Annotated in this window: 8 protein-coding genes; 3 read left to right on the top strand and 5 right to left on the bottom strand. The window is 71.4% G+C overall.

The window, feature by feature from the left end; translation table 11 throughout:
- Window positions 1–169: 169 nt before the first annotated feature.
- From ABUW04_RS23815 to ABUW04_RS23795, 5 genes are all read right to left on the bottom strand, one after another.
- Window positions 170–931, bottom strand: coding sequence for a GntR family transcriptional regulator (locus tag ABUW04_RS23815; protein ID WP_030257475.1), 762 nt, complete (start codon window positions 929–931; stop codon window positions 170–172).
- Between the two features lie 147 nt (window positions 932–1,078).
- Window positions 1,079–2,656 carry a glycoside hydrolase family 3 protein gene (locus ABUW04_RS23810; RefSeq protein ID WP_030257473.1) on the bottom strand — a complete coding sequence of 526 codons (1,578 nt, stop codon included), beginning with the start codon at window positions 2,654–2,656 and terminating at the stop codon, window positions 1,079–1,081.
- Window positions 2,657–2,737: 81 nt separating this feature from the next.
- Window positions 2,738–3,661, bottom strand: a complete 924-nt coding sequence (locus ABUW04_RS23805; protein WP_380566523.1) for a carbohydrate ABC transporter permease — start codon at window positions 3,659–3,661, stop codon at window positions 2,738–2,740.
- Window positions 3,661–4,644: a carbohydrate ABC transporter permease gene (locus ABUW04_RS23800; protein WP_030257468.1), complete on the bottom strand. Its 984-nt coding sequence runs from the start codon at window positions 4,642–4,644 to the stop codon at window positions 3,661–3,663. The genes ABUW04_RS23805 and ABUW04_RS23800 overlap by 1 nt, the downstream gene beginning before the upstream one ends.
- A gap of 185 nt (window positions 4,645–4,829) precedes the next feature.
- Entirely contained in the window at window positions 4,830–6,149 is a 1,320-nt protein-coding gene (locus tag ABUW04_RS23795; protein WP_380566521.1) for an extracellular solute-binding protein, read from the bottom strand.
- 641 nt (window positions 6,150–6,790) lie between these two features.
- Between ABUW04_RS23795 and ABUW04_RS23790 the strand changes: the two genes are divergently transcribed.
- The 3 genes from ABUW04_RS23790 to ABUW04_RS23780 all read left to right on the top strand — a co-directional run bounded on the left by ABUW04_RS23790 (window position 6,791) and on the right by ABUW04_RS23780 (window position 14,061).
- Window positions 6,791–8,074, top strand: coding sequence for an extracellular solute-binding protein (locus ABUW04_RS23790; RefSeq protein ID WP_380566519.1), 1,284 nt, complete (start codon window positions 6,791–6,793; stop codon window positions 8,072–8,074).
- Window positions 8,075–8,392: 318 nt separating this feature from the next.
- Window positions 8,393–9,925 (top strand): sensor histidine kinase, encoded by a 1,533-nt coding sequence (locus ABUW04_RS23785; RefSeq protein ID WP_380566518.1) that lies wholly within the window; start codon window positions 8,393–8,395, stop codon window positions 9,923–9,925.
- A gap of 137 nt (window positions 9,926–10,062) precedes the next feature.
- Window positions 10,063–14,061, top strand: coding sequence for a Pls/PosA family non-ribosomal peptide synthetase (locus ABUW04_RS23780; RefSeq protein ID WP_380566517.1), 3,999 nt, complete (start codon window positions 10,063–10,065; stop codon window positions 14,059–14,061).
- Window positions 14,062–14,232: the final 171 nt, after the last annotated feature.

The following is a 14,232-nucleotide window of genomic DNA, read 5'->3' as shown; positions in this document are numbered from 1 at the left end:
TGGGGCGGAACACATCAGAACGGACGTGCCCCGTCCCACAGTCCGGACACAGCCGGGCCGGGCGCGGGCCGGCTCACTGGTCCGGGCGGCGCAGCCTCGCGGTGCTCCAATACTCCGGGGGCGACCCCCGGGGCCCCACGTAGAACTGGCGACGGCCGCGGTGCGTCGTCTAGTCCGGGCGGCGCAGCCGTGCGGTGAACTTGTAGCGGTCGCCGCGGTAGACCGAGCGGACCCACTCCACCGGCTCGCCGTCGGCGTCGAAGGAGTGCCGGGACAGCAGCAGCATCGGCAGGCCCACGTCGGTGCCCAGCTGGCCGGCCTCGGCCGGGGTGGCCAGCGAGGTCTCGATGGTCTCCTCGGCCTCGGCCACGTGCACCCCGTACACCTCGTTGAGGGCCGAGTAGAGGGAGTTGTACTTCACCAGGTTCCGGCGCAGCGCAGGGAAGCGCTTGGCGGAGAGGTGCGCCGCCTCGATGGCCATCGGGTCGCCGTTGGCCAGCCGGAGCCGCTCGACCCGGAGCACCCTGCCACCGGGGCGGATGTCCAGCAGCGCGGCCAGCCGGTCGTCGGCGGTCACATAGCCGACCTCCAGCAGCCGTGAGGTCGGCTCCAGGCCCTGGGCCCGCATGTCCTCGGTGTAGGAGGTGAGTTGCAGGGCCTGGGAGACCTTGGGCTTGGCGACGAAGGTGCCCTTGCCCTGGATCCGCTCCAGCCGGCCCTCGACCACCAGTTCCTGGAGGGCCTGGCGCACCGTGGTGCGCGAGGTCTCGAACTCCAGCGCGAGGGTGCGCTCCGGCGGGACCGGGGTGCCCGGCGCCTGGGTCTGGGTGATCTGCAGCAGGTGCCGCTTCAGCCGGTAGTACTTGGGGACGCGTGCGGTGACGGCGCCCTCCCCAGACGTCTCCACGTCCGGACCCCCTTCGGTCGTCATCGCCGCTCCTACTCCCAGTTCTCCGACCCGTACCGGCGTCATGGCCATTGGATCCGCCCACTACTGAATCAGCCGTACGGCTGCGGCACTCATGGTGACATGCCGGGTCCGCCGAAGGTGTCCCCGCGGCTCCGGTGTCCGCTGTGTTCAGGCGACCCGGACCGCGCCCGTGCCCGGTCCGGCAAGGGCCTCGGCCGCGGCGATGCCGCACACCCGGGCTCCGCCGTAGGTGGTGAGCACGGTCACTCCGCGTCCCGAGAAGGTCTCCTCCAGCCCGTAGGCGGTGCCGATCTCCACGACCACCGCGTCCGGCCTGGCCGCCGTCAACTCCAGTGCCGCGCGCTTCATCCATGCGTAGCGGTGCAGGTCGCGCACCACGATGACGAGCGGGCGGCCGACCGCGGCGCCGAGCAGCGGGGTGGTGTCCACCCGGCCCTCGGCGTCGTCCACGGTGGCCCGCAGCAGCCCGGCGCTCTGCAGCGTCGAGGCCGGTGCGCCGACCCGGGTGACGGTGGTGCCGGGGATCAGCTTGCCGAGCGGCGCGGCCAGGCCCCAGGCGGTCTCGTCGCCCACCGCGAAGTTGGCGGCCGGGGAGAACTCGACCACGTGCGGTACGCCGTCGACCGGGCGCAGCTCGCCGCTGACCCGCAGCGCGCGGCGGGCGGCGGTGAGGCCGATGTCGGGCACGGCGGTGGCGGCGTGCTGCGCCCTGACCCCGGCGGACCAGCGGGCCACCGCGCGGTTGCGCTCGGCGGCCTCGTGCAGCCGCTCCTCGGCGATCCGGCCCTCGCGGACCGCCCACATCAGGGCGTCGCGGAGGTACAGGAAGGTGGCCTCGTCCTGGAGCCCGCCGCCGACGCAGATGGCGTCGGCGCCGCCGGCGATGGCCTTGACGGTGCCCTCGGCTATCCCGTGGGTGCCGGAGATGGCGCCCATCTCGATGCCGTCGGTGACGATCAGCCCGTCGTAGCCGAGGTCCTTGCGCAGCAGGTCGGTGAGGATGGCCCGGGACATGGTGGCCGGCAGGTCGGTGTCGTAGGCCGGGAACAGGATGTGCGCCGTCATGATCGACTTCACCCCGGCGGCGACCGCGGCGCGGAACGGCGCCAGATGGGCGCCGAAGACGTCCAGCGGCAGGTCGATCCTGGGCAGGCCGAGGTGGGTGTCGGCGGCGGTGTCGCCGTGGCCGGGGAAGTGCTTGGCGCAGGCGGCCACACCGGCCGACTGCAGGCCCCGGATGTAGGCGGCGGTGTGACGGGCCGCCAGTTCGCCGTCGCCGCCGAAGGAGCGCACCCCGATGACCGGGTTGTCCGGGTTGGAGTTGACGTCGGCGTCCGGCGCGTAGTTGAGGTTGATCCCGGCCGCGGCCAGGTCGATGCCGATGGAGCGGGCGACGTCCTCGGTGAGCTCGATGTCGTCGATCGCGCCCAGGGCCTGGTTGCCCGGGTAGGAGGAGCCGGTCATCACCTCCAGCCGGGTGACGTCGCCGCCCTCCTCGTCGGTGGCGATCAGCAGGTCGGGGTTGAGCGCGTACAGCGAGGAGGTGAGCGCGGCGACCTGCTCGTGGTCGGCGATGTTGCGCCCGAACAGGGCGACACCGCCGAGCTCACCGGTCTCCAGGCGGTGCCGCACCCAGTCGGGAGCGGTGAGGCCGGTGAACCCCGGCTGGAGCACCGCGCCGGCGTCCGCGAGGAGTTGGACGGTGTCCGGGCCGGGATTCGTCATGGTTCCTTCCTTGCATGTCTTGATGCGTACAGCTCAGGTGCGTGCAGATACGGGTGTCGGTCGGTGGGGCCGACGGTCCGGTCAGCCCTTGACGGCGCCGGCGGTGAGACCGGAGGCCACCCGCTTCTGGAAGATGACGAAGAGGATGATCACGGGCAGTGAGATCAGCAGCGAGCCCGCCATCTGCGCCCCGTAGTCGGCGGCGTGGGTGGGGCCCGCGGAGTAGCCGGTCAGCCAGACCATGCCGGTGTGGGTGTTGTTGTCCGACAGCATGGTGTTGGCGATGATGAACTCGTTCCACGCCTGGATCCAGCAGTAGACGCCGGTGGTGACCAGGCCGGGGACGGTCAGTGGCAGCACCACCCGGAAGAAGGCGCCCCAGCGGGTGCAGCCGTCCACCATGGCGGCCTCGTCCAGCTCCTTGGGGATGTTGACGATGAAGGAGCGCAGCGTCCACACCACGTAGGGGATGGTGAACACCAGGTAGGCGATGATCACGCCGAACAGGGTGTTGTAGAGGCCGATGTTCTTGAGGATCAGGAACAGCGGGATGATCAGCGACAGCAGCGGCACCATCTGCACCACCAGCATGGTGACGATGAAGAAGTTGCGGCCGCGGAACCGGAACCGGGCCACCGCGATGGCGGCCAGCAGGCCCACCAGCAGACCGGCTATCACCGCGCCGACCGTGATGATCGCGGTGTTCTCCAGCGCGGTCGGCAGGTCGGGGTCGTTGAAGATGGTGCTGTAGCTGCCGAGGTCGAAGTGCCTGGGCCAGAAGGTCGGGTTCTGCGAGAGCAGGTCCCGGTTGGACTTGACCGTGGTCAGCGCCGCCCAGTAGATCGGGAAGCCCATCACCACGGCGAAGCCGATGGCGACGGTGTTCCACACGCCGGTCATCCAGCGGTTCTGGTTGGCGGGCCGTTCGGAGCGGCTCTCCTTGGACGCCTTGAGCGGCTTGGGGAGCCGGGTGGACACGGCCTTTTGCGACGAGGTGAAAGCCATCAGTCCTGCTCTCCGATCTTGATGACCTGGCGGATGTAGAACACCAGGACGCCGAGCATCAGCACGATCATGGCGATGGAGACCACCGCGCTCCGGCTGTAGTGGCTGCTGGCCACGCCCTGCGCGTACAGGTAGACGCCGATGGTCTGGTAGCCGGGCTCCGGCGAGTTCTGGCGGAGCGCCCAGATCTGGGCGAACACCTGGAAGTCCCAGATGAAGCTGAGCGCGGTGGAGAGCAGCAGGAACGGCCGGATCACCGGGATCACCACGTGCCGGAAGCTCTGCCACGGGGAGGCGCCGTCGATCTTGGAGGCCTCGACCAGTTCCTTGGGCACCTGGGTCATCGCCGCGTTCAGGCCGATCACCAGGAACGGCAGCGCGCCCCAGACCACGCAGGCGGCGACCACCACGTAGAGGCCCTGGGTGGGGTTGGCGAACCAGTTGTGGTCCAGCATCCCCTTGCCGCCGAGCTCGTAGCAGATGTAGTCGACGACGCCGCCGGTGTTGTTGAACAGCCAGGAGAAGACCGTTCCGGAGACCAGGGCGGGGATGGCCCAGACGAACATCAGCACGGTGACCACGGTGACCTTGGCCCAGTTGGACACCCGGTTGAGCAGCACCGCGAAGGCCAGGCCGAGGCCGATGGAGAGGACCACCACCTCGACGGTCAGCAGCACGCTGCGCTCGACCGACTGCCAGAAGGTCGGGTCGCTGAGGACCTTGGTGAACCCGTCGAAGCCGATGTAGCGGACCAGGGCCGGCGCGGCCAGGTAGAGGTAGGCGTTGACGTTCTGGAACGACAGCTGGATCAGCTTGAAGATCGGGTAGCCGATCACGCCCAGCATCACCACGACTGCCGGGACGATCAGCACGTACGGCATGTAGCCGTCGGCGACACCCCGTCTGCTCAGCCATCGGGACTTCGGGGACGCGTCCTGCCGACCGGCGCTCGCCGTTGGACGGTCGGAATCGATCACACTCATCAGGGTCCTTCCCCGGAGCCTTTGAAACTGGGTCTTGCTCACCGACGTGGTGCTGACTGAAGGAGCATGCGCGCATGGGGCGGGCAGCCGGTAGACGCTCCACCGGCTGCCCTGGGTGCGCTCAGTGGCCGCGGGCCCGGCCCGCTCGGAGGTGCCCGAGGGGGCCGGACCCGCGATCAGGCGTTTCAGCCGCCGTTCAGGTCACCGATGATGGTGGTCTGGGCGGTGGTCAGGGCAGCCGTCGGGTCTCCGCCGGCGGCGATGGCGCTGAAGGCGGTCTGCAGCGCGACCTCGTCGGAGGCCTGGCTCCAGAACTGGGAGTTCGGGATGAACCAGGTCTTGCCGTTGGCGGCCGCACCGGCGGCCTTGTTGACGTCGCTGACGGCCTCGTAGGTCGGCAGCAGGGTCTTGTTGTTCGGGATGGCGAACTTCGCCAGCGCGGTCTGCTGCGCGGTGTTGGTGAAGATGCGCAGGAACTCGGCGCCCAGGCCCGGGTTGGCGGCGTGGGTCGGGACGGCCAGGTCGGAGCCGCCGAGGAAGGCGGGGGTCGGCTGGCCGGCGGTGGTGCCGGGGACGGCGATGGTGCCGAGCTTGGACGCCAGGGACGGGTCACCGGTCTTCGGGTCGGTGACCGAGCCGACCTCCCAGCCGTTGCCGATGATGGCGGCGATGTTGCCCTTGGCCATCAGCGCGTCCTGGGTGGTCTCGTCCACGGTGGTGCCGCCGGACGAGAAGTTCTTCTGCAGGGTGTCCCAGGTCTGGATGCCCTGGATGAACGTCGGGTCGGTGAGCGTGCCGGTGAACTTGGAGCCGTCGGACTTGGCGATGACGTTGTTGACGCCGTAGGTGCCCGCGCCGAAGGAGACGGCGGTGTACCAGTTCTTGCCCGGCAGGTAGAGCGCGGAGAAGTTCGGGACCTTGGAGTTGGCGGCCTTGACCTTGGTCAGGTCGGCGGTCAGCTCGTCCAGGGTGGTGGGCGGCGTGGTGACGCCGGCCGCGGCGAACAGGTCCTTGCGGTAGATCATGATGCGGGCGCCCGCGTAGTACGGGATCGCGTAGGTCTTGGTGTGGTCCGCGCTCTGGCCGGAGGCGGCCAGCGAGTCCAGCCAGCTGGACGAGTTGTCGAACTTGTCCTTGACGCTGGTCAGGTCCACGAAGGAGTTGGCCGCGATGTACTTGGCGGTCTGGGTGTTGCCCAGCTCCAGCGCGTCGGGGGCGTTGCCGGAGAGCAGCGCGGTGTCGAGCTTGGTGCTGTAGTTGGTCCAGGTCTGCCACTGGATGTTGACGTTGGCACCGGTCTCGGCGGTGAACTGCTTCTTCGCCGCGTCGACAACCCCCGGCCAGCCCTTCTGGGCGTCCTGCATCAGCCAGACGTTGATGGTCTTGCCCTTGCCGTCCGTGCTCAGGGTGGCCTGCTTGGAGCTTCCGGCGGTCGAAGAAGAGGAACAGGCGGCGGCCGTGAGCACGCTGGCGAGTGCCGCGGCGACTGCGATCTTGCGCTTCAAAACATCCTCCTGAGGGATGAGCGAGAGAGGGCACCGGTTCGGTCTCGGAGGTGTTCCTGAGCTTGACCGTGCCTGGAGTGAGGTGCTCAATGGGGGTTGTGCCGTCTTCGCGTGGTGCTGGTGGAGCTGTGGCTTCCGCACCGGCCCGAGACCGCGCGGAATTGTGAATTCCGCGCCAGTCGCTCCGACGCAGCTACCTGATTGGTGTAGACCAGTGATCGGAGATTGGCATGGACCAATGTGGAGCGTCAAGAGTTCTCGACAGCCTGAGCCAAGCCGTTACCAACGCTTGACAAGCGGGGTGGCCGCAGATGGACGCCAGGGGTAGGACTGGACCAGTCAGGATCACAAAACCCCTGCAAACAGGGACAGTCGGGGCGCATCGCCGCTGAGGTGTCGGTCCGGTAACACCTTGCCGCGCAGGGGTTGCCTTTCCTTGACCGGAGTGCGCGCCGAGGTCCAGACTCCGGAAATTGGTCTATGCCAAGTGCGATTCGGCCGTGAATTGGGCGCGCGCATTATGCAAGGCCTTTGGTGTATTTCATCGGCGCCGACACCGTTGCGTCCGGGGGCGGGGGCCAACCCGGGGTGAATTGCCGCGCGCGGGGTCCGGGCAGCCTGGGGTCCGAGGAGGGGATGGCGTGAACCGTCGGCGGTTGGTCGCCGCACTGGGTACGGCCGTGGTCATGGTCGGCGCGAGTGCGTGCAGCGGGGGAGGTTCGGGCGGGGCCGGGAGTGCGGCCGACTCGAACCAGGGCAAGAAGCTGGTGGTCTGGCTGATGGCCGGGGACGACCTGCCGAGCTGGATGGCCTCGGTGAAGGCGCAGTTCGAGCAGCAGTACCCGGGCGCCACGGTGGACTTCCAGACCAAGCAGTGGACCGACATCCAGGCGACCGTGACCACCGCGCTCTCGCTGGTGGATCCGCCGGACATCTTCGACATCGGCAACACCCAGACCGCGTACTACGCCTCCACCGGCGGCCTGATGGACCTCGACAAGTACAAGGCGCAGCTGGGCGGCGCGGACTGGACCCCGTCGATGAACAAGTCGACGCTGGTCGGCGGGAAGCAGTTCGCCGCGCCCTGGTACGCCGGCAGCCGCGCGGTGATGTACAACAAGACGCTCTGGGCGCGCGCCGGGGTCACCCCGCCGACCACCATGTCCGAGTGGCTGACCGACCTGGCCAAGCTGAAGCAGACCACCGGGGTGAAGTCGGCGCTCTACCTGCCCGGCCAGAACTGGTACGCCTTCGACGGCTTCCTCCAGGACGCCGGGGCGGACATCCTCACCGAGCAGAACAGCCGCTGGGTCGGCGACCTGGGCAGCCCCCAGGCGCTCCAGGCCGCCCAGCTGTTCAAGACGCTGAACGGTTTCGGCGCGGCCCCGGTGGACCAGGACGAGTCGCATCCGCTGGAGTCCGGGGTCTTCGCCAAGGGCGATGTCGCCTCGATGATCGCGATGGGGTACGAGGAGAGCGCGGCGATCAAGGACAACCCCAAGCTGGCCGGCCAGATCGGCTGGTTCCCCATCCCCGGCGCCACCCCGGACAAGCCGGCCAAGACCTTCTTCGGCGGCTCCAACCTCGCCGTCGCGACCAACTCGGTCAACCCCGACCTGGCCCTGGGTTTTCTGAAGATCGCACTCAACGACACCAACGAGGGCCTCTTCGCCAAGCTGTCCGGGTTCCTGCCGAACAAGGCGAAGCTCTACCCGGCGATCAAGGGCAACGCCTACGCCGCCGCGGCGTCCGAGGAGGCGGCCAACGCCGGCTTCACCCCGCTCGTCCCGAACTGGGGGAACGTGGAGAACACGCCGAACCCGATCACCACACTGTTCCTCACCCCGATCCTGCAGGGCAAGGACCCGCAGGGGGCTGCCAAGGCGGCCGACGCCAAGCTGGCCTCGCGGCTCAGCCAGGGCTGACCGCGCCGGCACCGCTGCCGGGGACGCAAGCTGCCGGGAACGCACAAGGGCCGTGGCGCCGGGACAGGACCCTCAACCTGTCCGGCACCGCGGCCCGAGGCATGGTCGGTGGCTGGTGTCTCCGCGCGGCGGGTGTGCGGGCCCGGAGGCGCGGGACGGTCAGGCCGACTCTCATCAAGCGGAAGGTCCCGGTGCGCGGTCAGGGCAGATAGCGCGGTGGGTCCTCCCTTGGTGCAGTTCCATTGTGGACTAGACCAATTGCGTTGTCCATCCCCACTGAGCAGCGGAATCGGTGCAGGAACCGGATACGCTCGGTGAATGCCTTCCCTCAATGAGCTGGTGCGCCACCACACCAACCTGGACAGCGCCGACGTGGAGTGGATCCACCTGCTGGTGTCCGAGTGGCAGCTGCTCTCCGACCTCTCCTTCGCCGACCTGGTGCTGTGGGTGCCCACCCGCGACGGCAGCCGGTACGTGTCGCTGGCGCAGATGCGCCCCAACACCGGTCCGACCTCCTACCAGGACGACATGGTCGGCCACCTGGTGCCACGGGGCCGCCGCCCGATGCTGGACGTGGCGCTGGACGAGGGCCGGATCGTCCGCGAGGGCGACCCGGAGTGGCGCGAGGACGTCCCGGTCCGGGTCGAGTCGATCCCGGTCCGGCGCGAGGGACGGGTGCTGGGCGTGATCGCCCGCAACACCAACCTGCTGACCGTGCGCACCCCCAGCCGGCTGGAGCTCACCTACCTGCAGAGCGCCTCCGACCTGGCCCAGATGATCGCCGCGGGGTCGTTCCCGTTCCCCGGCGAGCAGACCGACATGGACGCCTCCCCCCGGGTCGGCGACGGCATGATCCGCCTCGACGCGGACGGGGTGGTCACCTACGCCAGCCCGAACGCCCTCTCCGCCTACCACCGGCTCGGCCTCAACGCCGACCTGGTCGGCCTGCACCTGGGCAAGACCACCGCCGAGCTGGCCCCGCCGTCCCGCGGCCCGGTCGACGAGGCCCTGGTCAAGCTGGCCAGCGGCTGGGCGCCGCGGCAGACCGAGGTCGAGTCCGGCGACGGGGTGGTGCAGTTGCGGGCCATCCCGCTGAAGCCCAAGGGCGACCACATCGGCTCGCTGGTGCTGCTGCGCGACGTCACCGAGCTGCGGCGGCGCGAGCGCGAGCTGATGACCAAGGACGCCACCATCCGGGAGATCCACCACCGGGTGAAGAACAACCTGCAGACCGTCGCGGCCCTGCTGCGGCTGCAGTCCCGCCGGATGGAGAACGACGCCGCCCGCGGCGCGCTGGACGAGGCCGTGCGCCGGGTCGGTTCCATCGCGATCGTCCACGAGACGCTGTCGCAGAACCTGGACGAGCACGTGGCCTTCGACGAGATCGCGGACCGGGTGCTGGCGATGGTGATGGAGCTGTCCCAGGACGGTCGGGTGACCGCGCGCCGCAGCGGCAGCTTCGGCATCCTGTCGGCCGATGTGGCCACCCCGCTGGCGATGGTGCTCACCGAGATCCTGCAGAACGCGCTGGAACACGCCTACGGGCCCAAGGCCGGCGGCCAGGTGACGGTGCGTGCGGTGCGGGGGCGGATGCCGGCGGCCGATGCCGGCTGGGGCAACAGCTGGGCGGCCGGCGGCAGTCGCGGCGAGGAGCAGCTGCTGATCACGGTGGTCGACGACGGCGTCGGCCTGCCGGAGGGCTTCGACCCGCAGCGGGGCGGCAACCTCGGGCTGCAGATCGTCAGGACGCTGGTGGTCGGGGAGCTGGGCGGCAGCTTCGACATGGTGCCGGGGGAGACCGGCGGGACCCGGGTGGTGCTGGAGGTCCCGGTCGGAAGTGCTGCGCCGTAATCGTACATTTGAGTGCTACTCGTAACGATAAAACTGGATTTACCGTTTTTTTGCGCGGTTCTTCCATACTCAAAGCCCACTCCGCTCGTCAGTCCCTATGAGCCTGGACCCTCTGGCACCTGACGAGAGCGCGGCACGTGGAACCCCAGATTGTGGCACCCCCCGCGGCAGCGCTGCCGCACCCTCAGGCCGCCTGGCCGGTGCGGCCCGCGGCGCCGGCCCGCACCCTGCTGGACGTCCTCGACGCCACCGTGCGGAGCTCGCCGCTGGCGCCCGCCCTGGACGCGGACGGCACCGTCCTGGACTACCGGACGCTGCGGGAGGCGGCCGACGCGACGGCGGCCCGGCTGGTCCGGCGCGGGGTGGGCCCCGGCGACCGGGTCGGTGTGCGGGTGCCGTCCGGGACGGCGGAGCTGTACCTGGCCATCCTCGGCGTGCTCAGAGCCGGCGCCGCCTACGTCCCGGTGGACGTGGACGACCCGGACGAGCGGGCCGAGTCCATCTGGCAGGACGCCGGGGTGCGGGTGGTCCTCGGTGCCGGCGGCGCGCTGCTGGACGGGCCCGGGGCCGCCGCGCCGAGGGCGCGGAGCGGCCCGCCGACGCCGGGGGACGACGCCTGGGTGATCTTCACCTCCGGCACCACCGGACGTCCCAAGGGCGTCGCCGTCACCCACCGCTCGGCGGCGGCCTTCGTCGACGCGGAGGCCGAACTCTTCCTCCGGGACGCGCCGTTGGGCCGCGGCGACCGGGTGCTGGCCGGACTCTCGGTGGCCTTCGACGCCTCCTGCGAGGAGATGTGGCTGGCCTGGCGGCACGGCGCCTGCCTGGTGCCGGCGCCCCGGGCGCTGGTCCGGACCGGGGCCGAGCTCGGTCCCTGGCTGGTCCGGCGCGGCATCACCGTGGTGTCCACGGTGCCGACCCTGGCCGCGCTCTGGCCGGCCGAGGACCTGGACGCGGTCCGGCTGCTGATCGTCGGCGGCGAGGCCTGCCCGGCCGAACTGGTGCAGCGCCTGGACGTGCCGGGGCGGGAGTTCTGGAACACCTACGGTCCGACCGAGACCACCGTGGTGGCCTGCGCGGCACGGATGCGGGCCGGACAGCCGGTGCGCATCGGCACCCCCCTGGACGGCTGGCAGATCGCGGTGGTGGACCCGGCCGGACGCCCGGTCCCCTGGGGCGGCACCGGAGAACTGCTGATCGCCGGGGTCGGCACGGCGCGCTACCTGGACCGGTCCAGGGACGCGGAGAAGTTCCAGTCCCACCCGGCCATCCCGGGGGCCCGGGTCTACCGCAGCGGCGACCTGGTCCGGGCCGATCCGGACGGCCTGGCCTTCGTCGGCCGCGCCGACGAGCAGGTCAAGCTCGGCGGCCGGCGGATCGAGCTGGGCGAGGTCGACGCCGCACTGGCCGCCCTCCCCGGCGTCGGCGCGGCGGCCGCGGCGGTGCGGGAGACGGCGGCCGGCGGCCAGCTGCTGGTCGGCTACCTGGTGCCGGCGGCCAGACGGGACACCGGTGCTGACGACGGGTCAGGACCGGGGCTGCTGGATCTGGCGCTGCTGCGGAAGCTGGTCCGGCGGCGGCTGCCGGCGGCGCTGGTGCCGGTGCTGGCGGAACTGCCCGAACTGCCGACCAGGACCTCGGGCAAGGTGGACCGCAAGGCGCTGCCCTGGCCGCTGCCCCGGACCGAGGACCCCGGCCCGAGGGCCGCGCTGCACGGCACCGCCGCCCGGCTCGCCGGGCAGTGGCGCGACCTGCTCGGCGTCGACCCGGGCCCGGACAGCGACTTCTTCGCGCTGGGCGGCACCAGCCTGGCCGCCGCGAAGCTGGTCTCGCTGCTGCGGCAGCGGCACCCCGGCCTCTCGGTGGCCGACCTCTACCGGCAGCCCCGGCTGGACGAACTCGCCGCGTACCTGGACGGGGGCGGCACCGGGGCGGGCCAGGACCGGCCTGCGGAGGATCCCGCCCCGGACCGTTCCGGCCGTGCCGCCCGGCCCGCACCGGCGCCCGCCCCCACTGCCGGCCGCGGCTGGACCGGTCTCTACCAGGGGGCCGTCCTGGTGCTGCTGCACACCCTGGGCGGACTGCGCTGGGTGCTCGCCCTCGCCGCCCTCGACAATCTGCTGCCCTCCTCGCTGCCCTGGACCCAGCGCACCTCCTGGTGGCTGATCGCCGGCGGCTGGCTGCTGCTCTCCAGCGCCCTCGGGCGCACCGTGATCGGGGCGGCCGGCGCCCGGCTGCTGACCCGGGGCCTGCGCCCGGGGACCTATCCGCGCGGCGGCCCGGCGCACCTGCGGCTGTGGACCGCCGAACGCCTGGTCGGCGTCTTCAACGTGGCCGCCGTGCTGGGCACCCCGCTGGCCGGCCGCTACGCCAGGATGCTCGGCTGCCGGGTCGGCGAGGACGTCCATCTGCACACCATGCCGCCGGTCACCGGGCTGGCCGAGTTCGGCCCGGGGTGCTCGCTGGAACCCGAGGTGGACGCGGCGGGGTGGTGGCTGGAGGGGGACCGGCTGCACCTGGGCGCCGTCTCGGTCGGCGCGGGCGCCAGGATCGGCACCAGGTCCACGCTGATGCCCGGTGCCGAGGTCGGCCCCGGAGCCGAGGTCGCCGCCGGCAGCTGCGTCACCGGAGCCGTTCCCGCCCGGGCCCGCTGGCACGGCTCGCCGGCCCGTCCGGACGGCGCGGCCCCGGGGTCCGACGGGCCGGGCTGGCCGGCCGCCGCCCCGGCCCTCCCCCCGGGCCACCATCGCCGCTGGCACGCCGCGTACGCGCTGTCGCTGCCGCTGCTGCAACTGCTGCCGGTGGCCGCAGCCGCGCCCGGGGCGCTGCTGCTCTACCTGCTGATGGGCCGGGACCCCAGCTGGACCAGCGTGTTCGACCGGCTGCTGTTCTCCTCGGTGCCGCTGGCCCTGTTCACCCTGGGCCTGTACGCCCTGCTGCTGGCCGGCCTGGTCCGGCTGCTCTCACGGTCCGTCACCCAGGGGCTGCACCCCGCCGTGGGCCGCACCGGGTGGAGCGTCTGGGCGGTCCACCAGCTGATGGGCTCGGCCCGCTCGCTGCTGTTCCCGCTGTACGCCTCGCTGGCCACGCCGGCCTGGCTGCGGCTGCTCGGCGCCAGGGTCGGCCACCGGGTGGAGGCGTCCACCGTGCTCGCGCTGCCCGGGCTGACCCGGGTGGACGACTACGCCTTCCTGGCCGACGACACCCTGCTCGCCCCGTTCCAGGTCCGCGGCGGCTGGCTGCGGCTGGGCACCGCCTCGGTCGGGCGGCGGTCCTTCGTCGGGAACTCGGGGATCGTCGGCCCGGGACGGCAGTTGCCGGCCGACTCGCTGGTGGGCGTGCTCTCCGACGTCCCCCCGGCGGGCCGGGTCGAGACGGGGGCCTCCTGGCTGGGGCGGCCCGGCTTCGGCATCCCGCGGGTCGCCGAGTCCGGGGACGCGGCCCGCACCTACGACCCGCCGCGCCGGCTGGTACTGGCCAGGGCGGCGGTGGAACTGTGCCGCCTCGGACCCCTGGCGCTGACCGTGCTGCTGGGCGACCTGGCCGTGGCCGGACTCCAGGAACTGCTGGGCCGGGACGGTCTGACGGTCTGTGCGCTCGGCTGCGGCGTGCTGCTGCTGTGCTGCGGCGTGGGTGCCTGCCTGCTCACCACTGCGGCCAAATGGCTGCTGCTGGGCCGGTTCCGCAAGGGGCGGCAGCCGCTGTGGAGTTCCTTCGTCTGGCGCAACGAGCTGTTCGACGTCTTCGTCGAGGAGCTGGCGATGCCCTGGCTCGGCGGCTCCCTGCTGGGGACGCCCTTCCTCACCGTCTGGCTGCGCAGTCTGGGTGCGCGGATCGGCCCCGGGGTGTGGTGCGAGACCCACTGGCTGCCGGAGACGGACCTGGTCCGTCTGGGGGAGGGCTGCTCGGTCAATCGCGGGGTGGTGCTGCAGACGCATCTCTTCCACGATCGGCTGATGCGGATGGACGGCGTTGACATCGGGGCCGGGGCGACCGTCGGACCGCACTCGATCGTGCTGCTGGGTGCGGCGGTGGGGGACGGCGCGGTGGTCGGCCCGGCCTCCCTGGTGATGCGCGGCGAGACCCTGCCGACCGGCACCCGCTGGCTGGGAAACCCTGTGGCGCAGTGGAGTTGAGCAGTTGGGCAGGAGACAGAACGAGGCCCTGCCGACCGGGGGGGAGGGTCGACAGGGCCTCTCAAGCCTGCTCCGGCCGTCGGGGGGAGTCGGCCGGAGCAGGGGCTCTGGGTGCGGGCGGTGCCCGCGTGCTTCGCACGGGCGGCTGCCCTCGTCTCCGACGGTATCAAA

Origin of the sequence: Streptacidiphilus jeojiensis, assembly GCF_042510965.1 — a bacterium.
Classification (GTDB): domain Bacteria; phylum Actinomycetota; class Actinomycetes; order Streptomycetales; family Streptomycetaceae; genus Streptacidiphilus; species Streptacidiphilus jeojiensis.
This window is presented reverse-complemented; position numbering and strand designations above follow the sequence as displayed.

Excerpts from the sequence above, each read along its gene's own strand:
- ABUW04_RS23805 (WP_380566523.1), bottom strand. The coding sequence starts at position 3,661 with ATGGCTTTCACCTCGTCGCAAAAGGCCGTGTCCACCCGGCTCCCCAAG.
- ABUW04_RS23810 (WP_030257473.1), bottom strand. The coding sequence starts at position 2,656 with ATGACGAATCCCGGCCCGGACACCGTCCAACTCCTCGCGGACGCCGGC.
- ABUW04_RS23785 (WP_380566518.1), top strand. The coding sequence starts at position 8,393 with ATGCCTTCCCTCAATGAGCTGGTGCGCCACCACACCAACCTGGACAGC.
- ABUW04_RS23815 (WP_030257475.1), bottom strand. The coding sequence starts at position 931 with ATGACGACCGAAGGGGGTCCGGACGTGGAGACGTCTGGGGAGGGCGCC.
- ABUW04_RS23800 (WP_030257468.1), bottom strand. The coding sequence starts at position 4,644 with ATGAGTGTGATCGATTCCGACCGTCCAACGGCGAGCGCCGGTCGGCAG.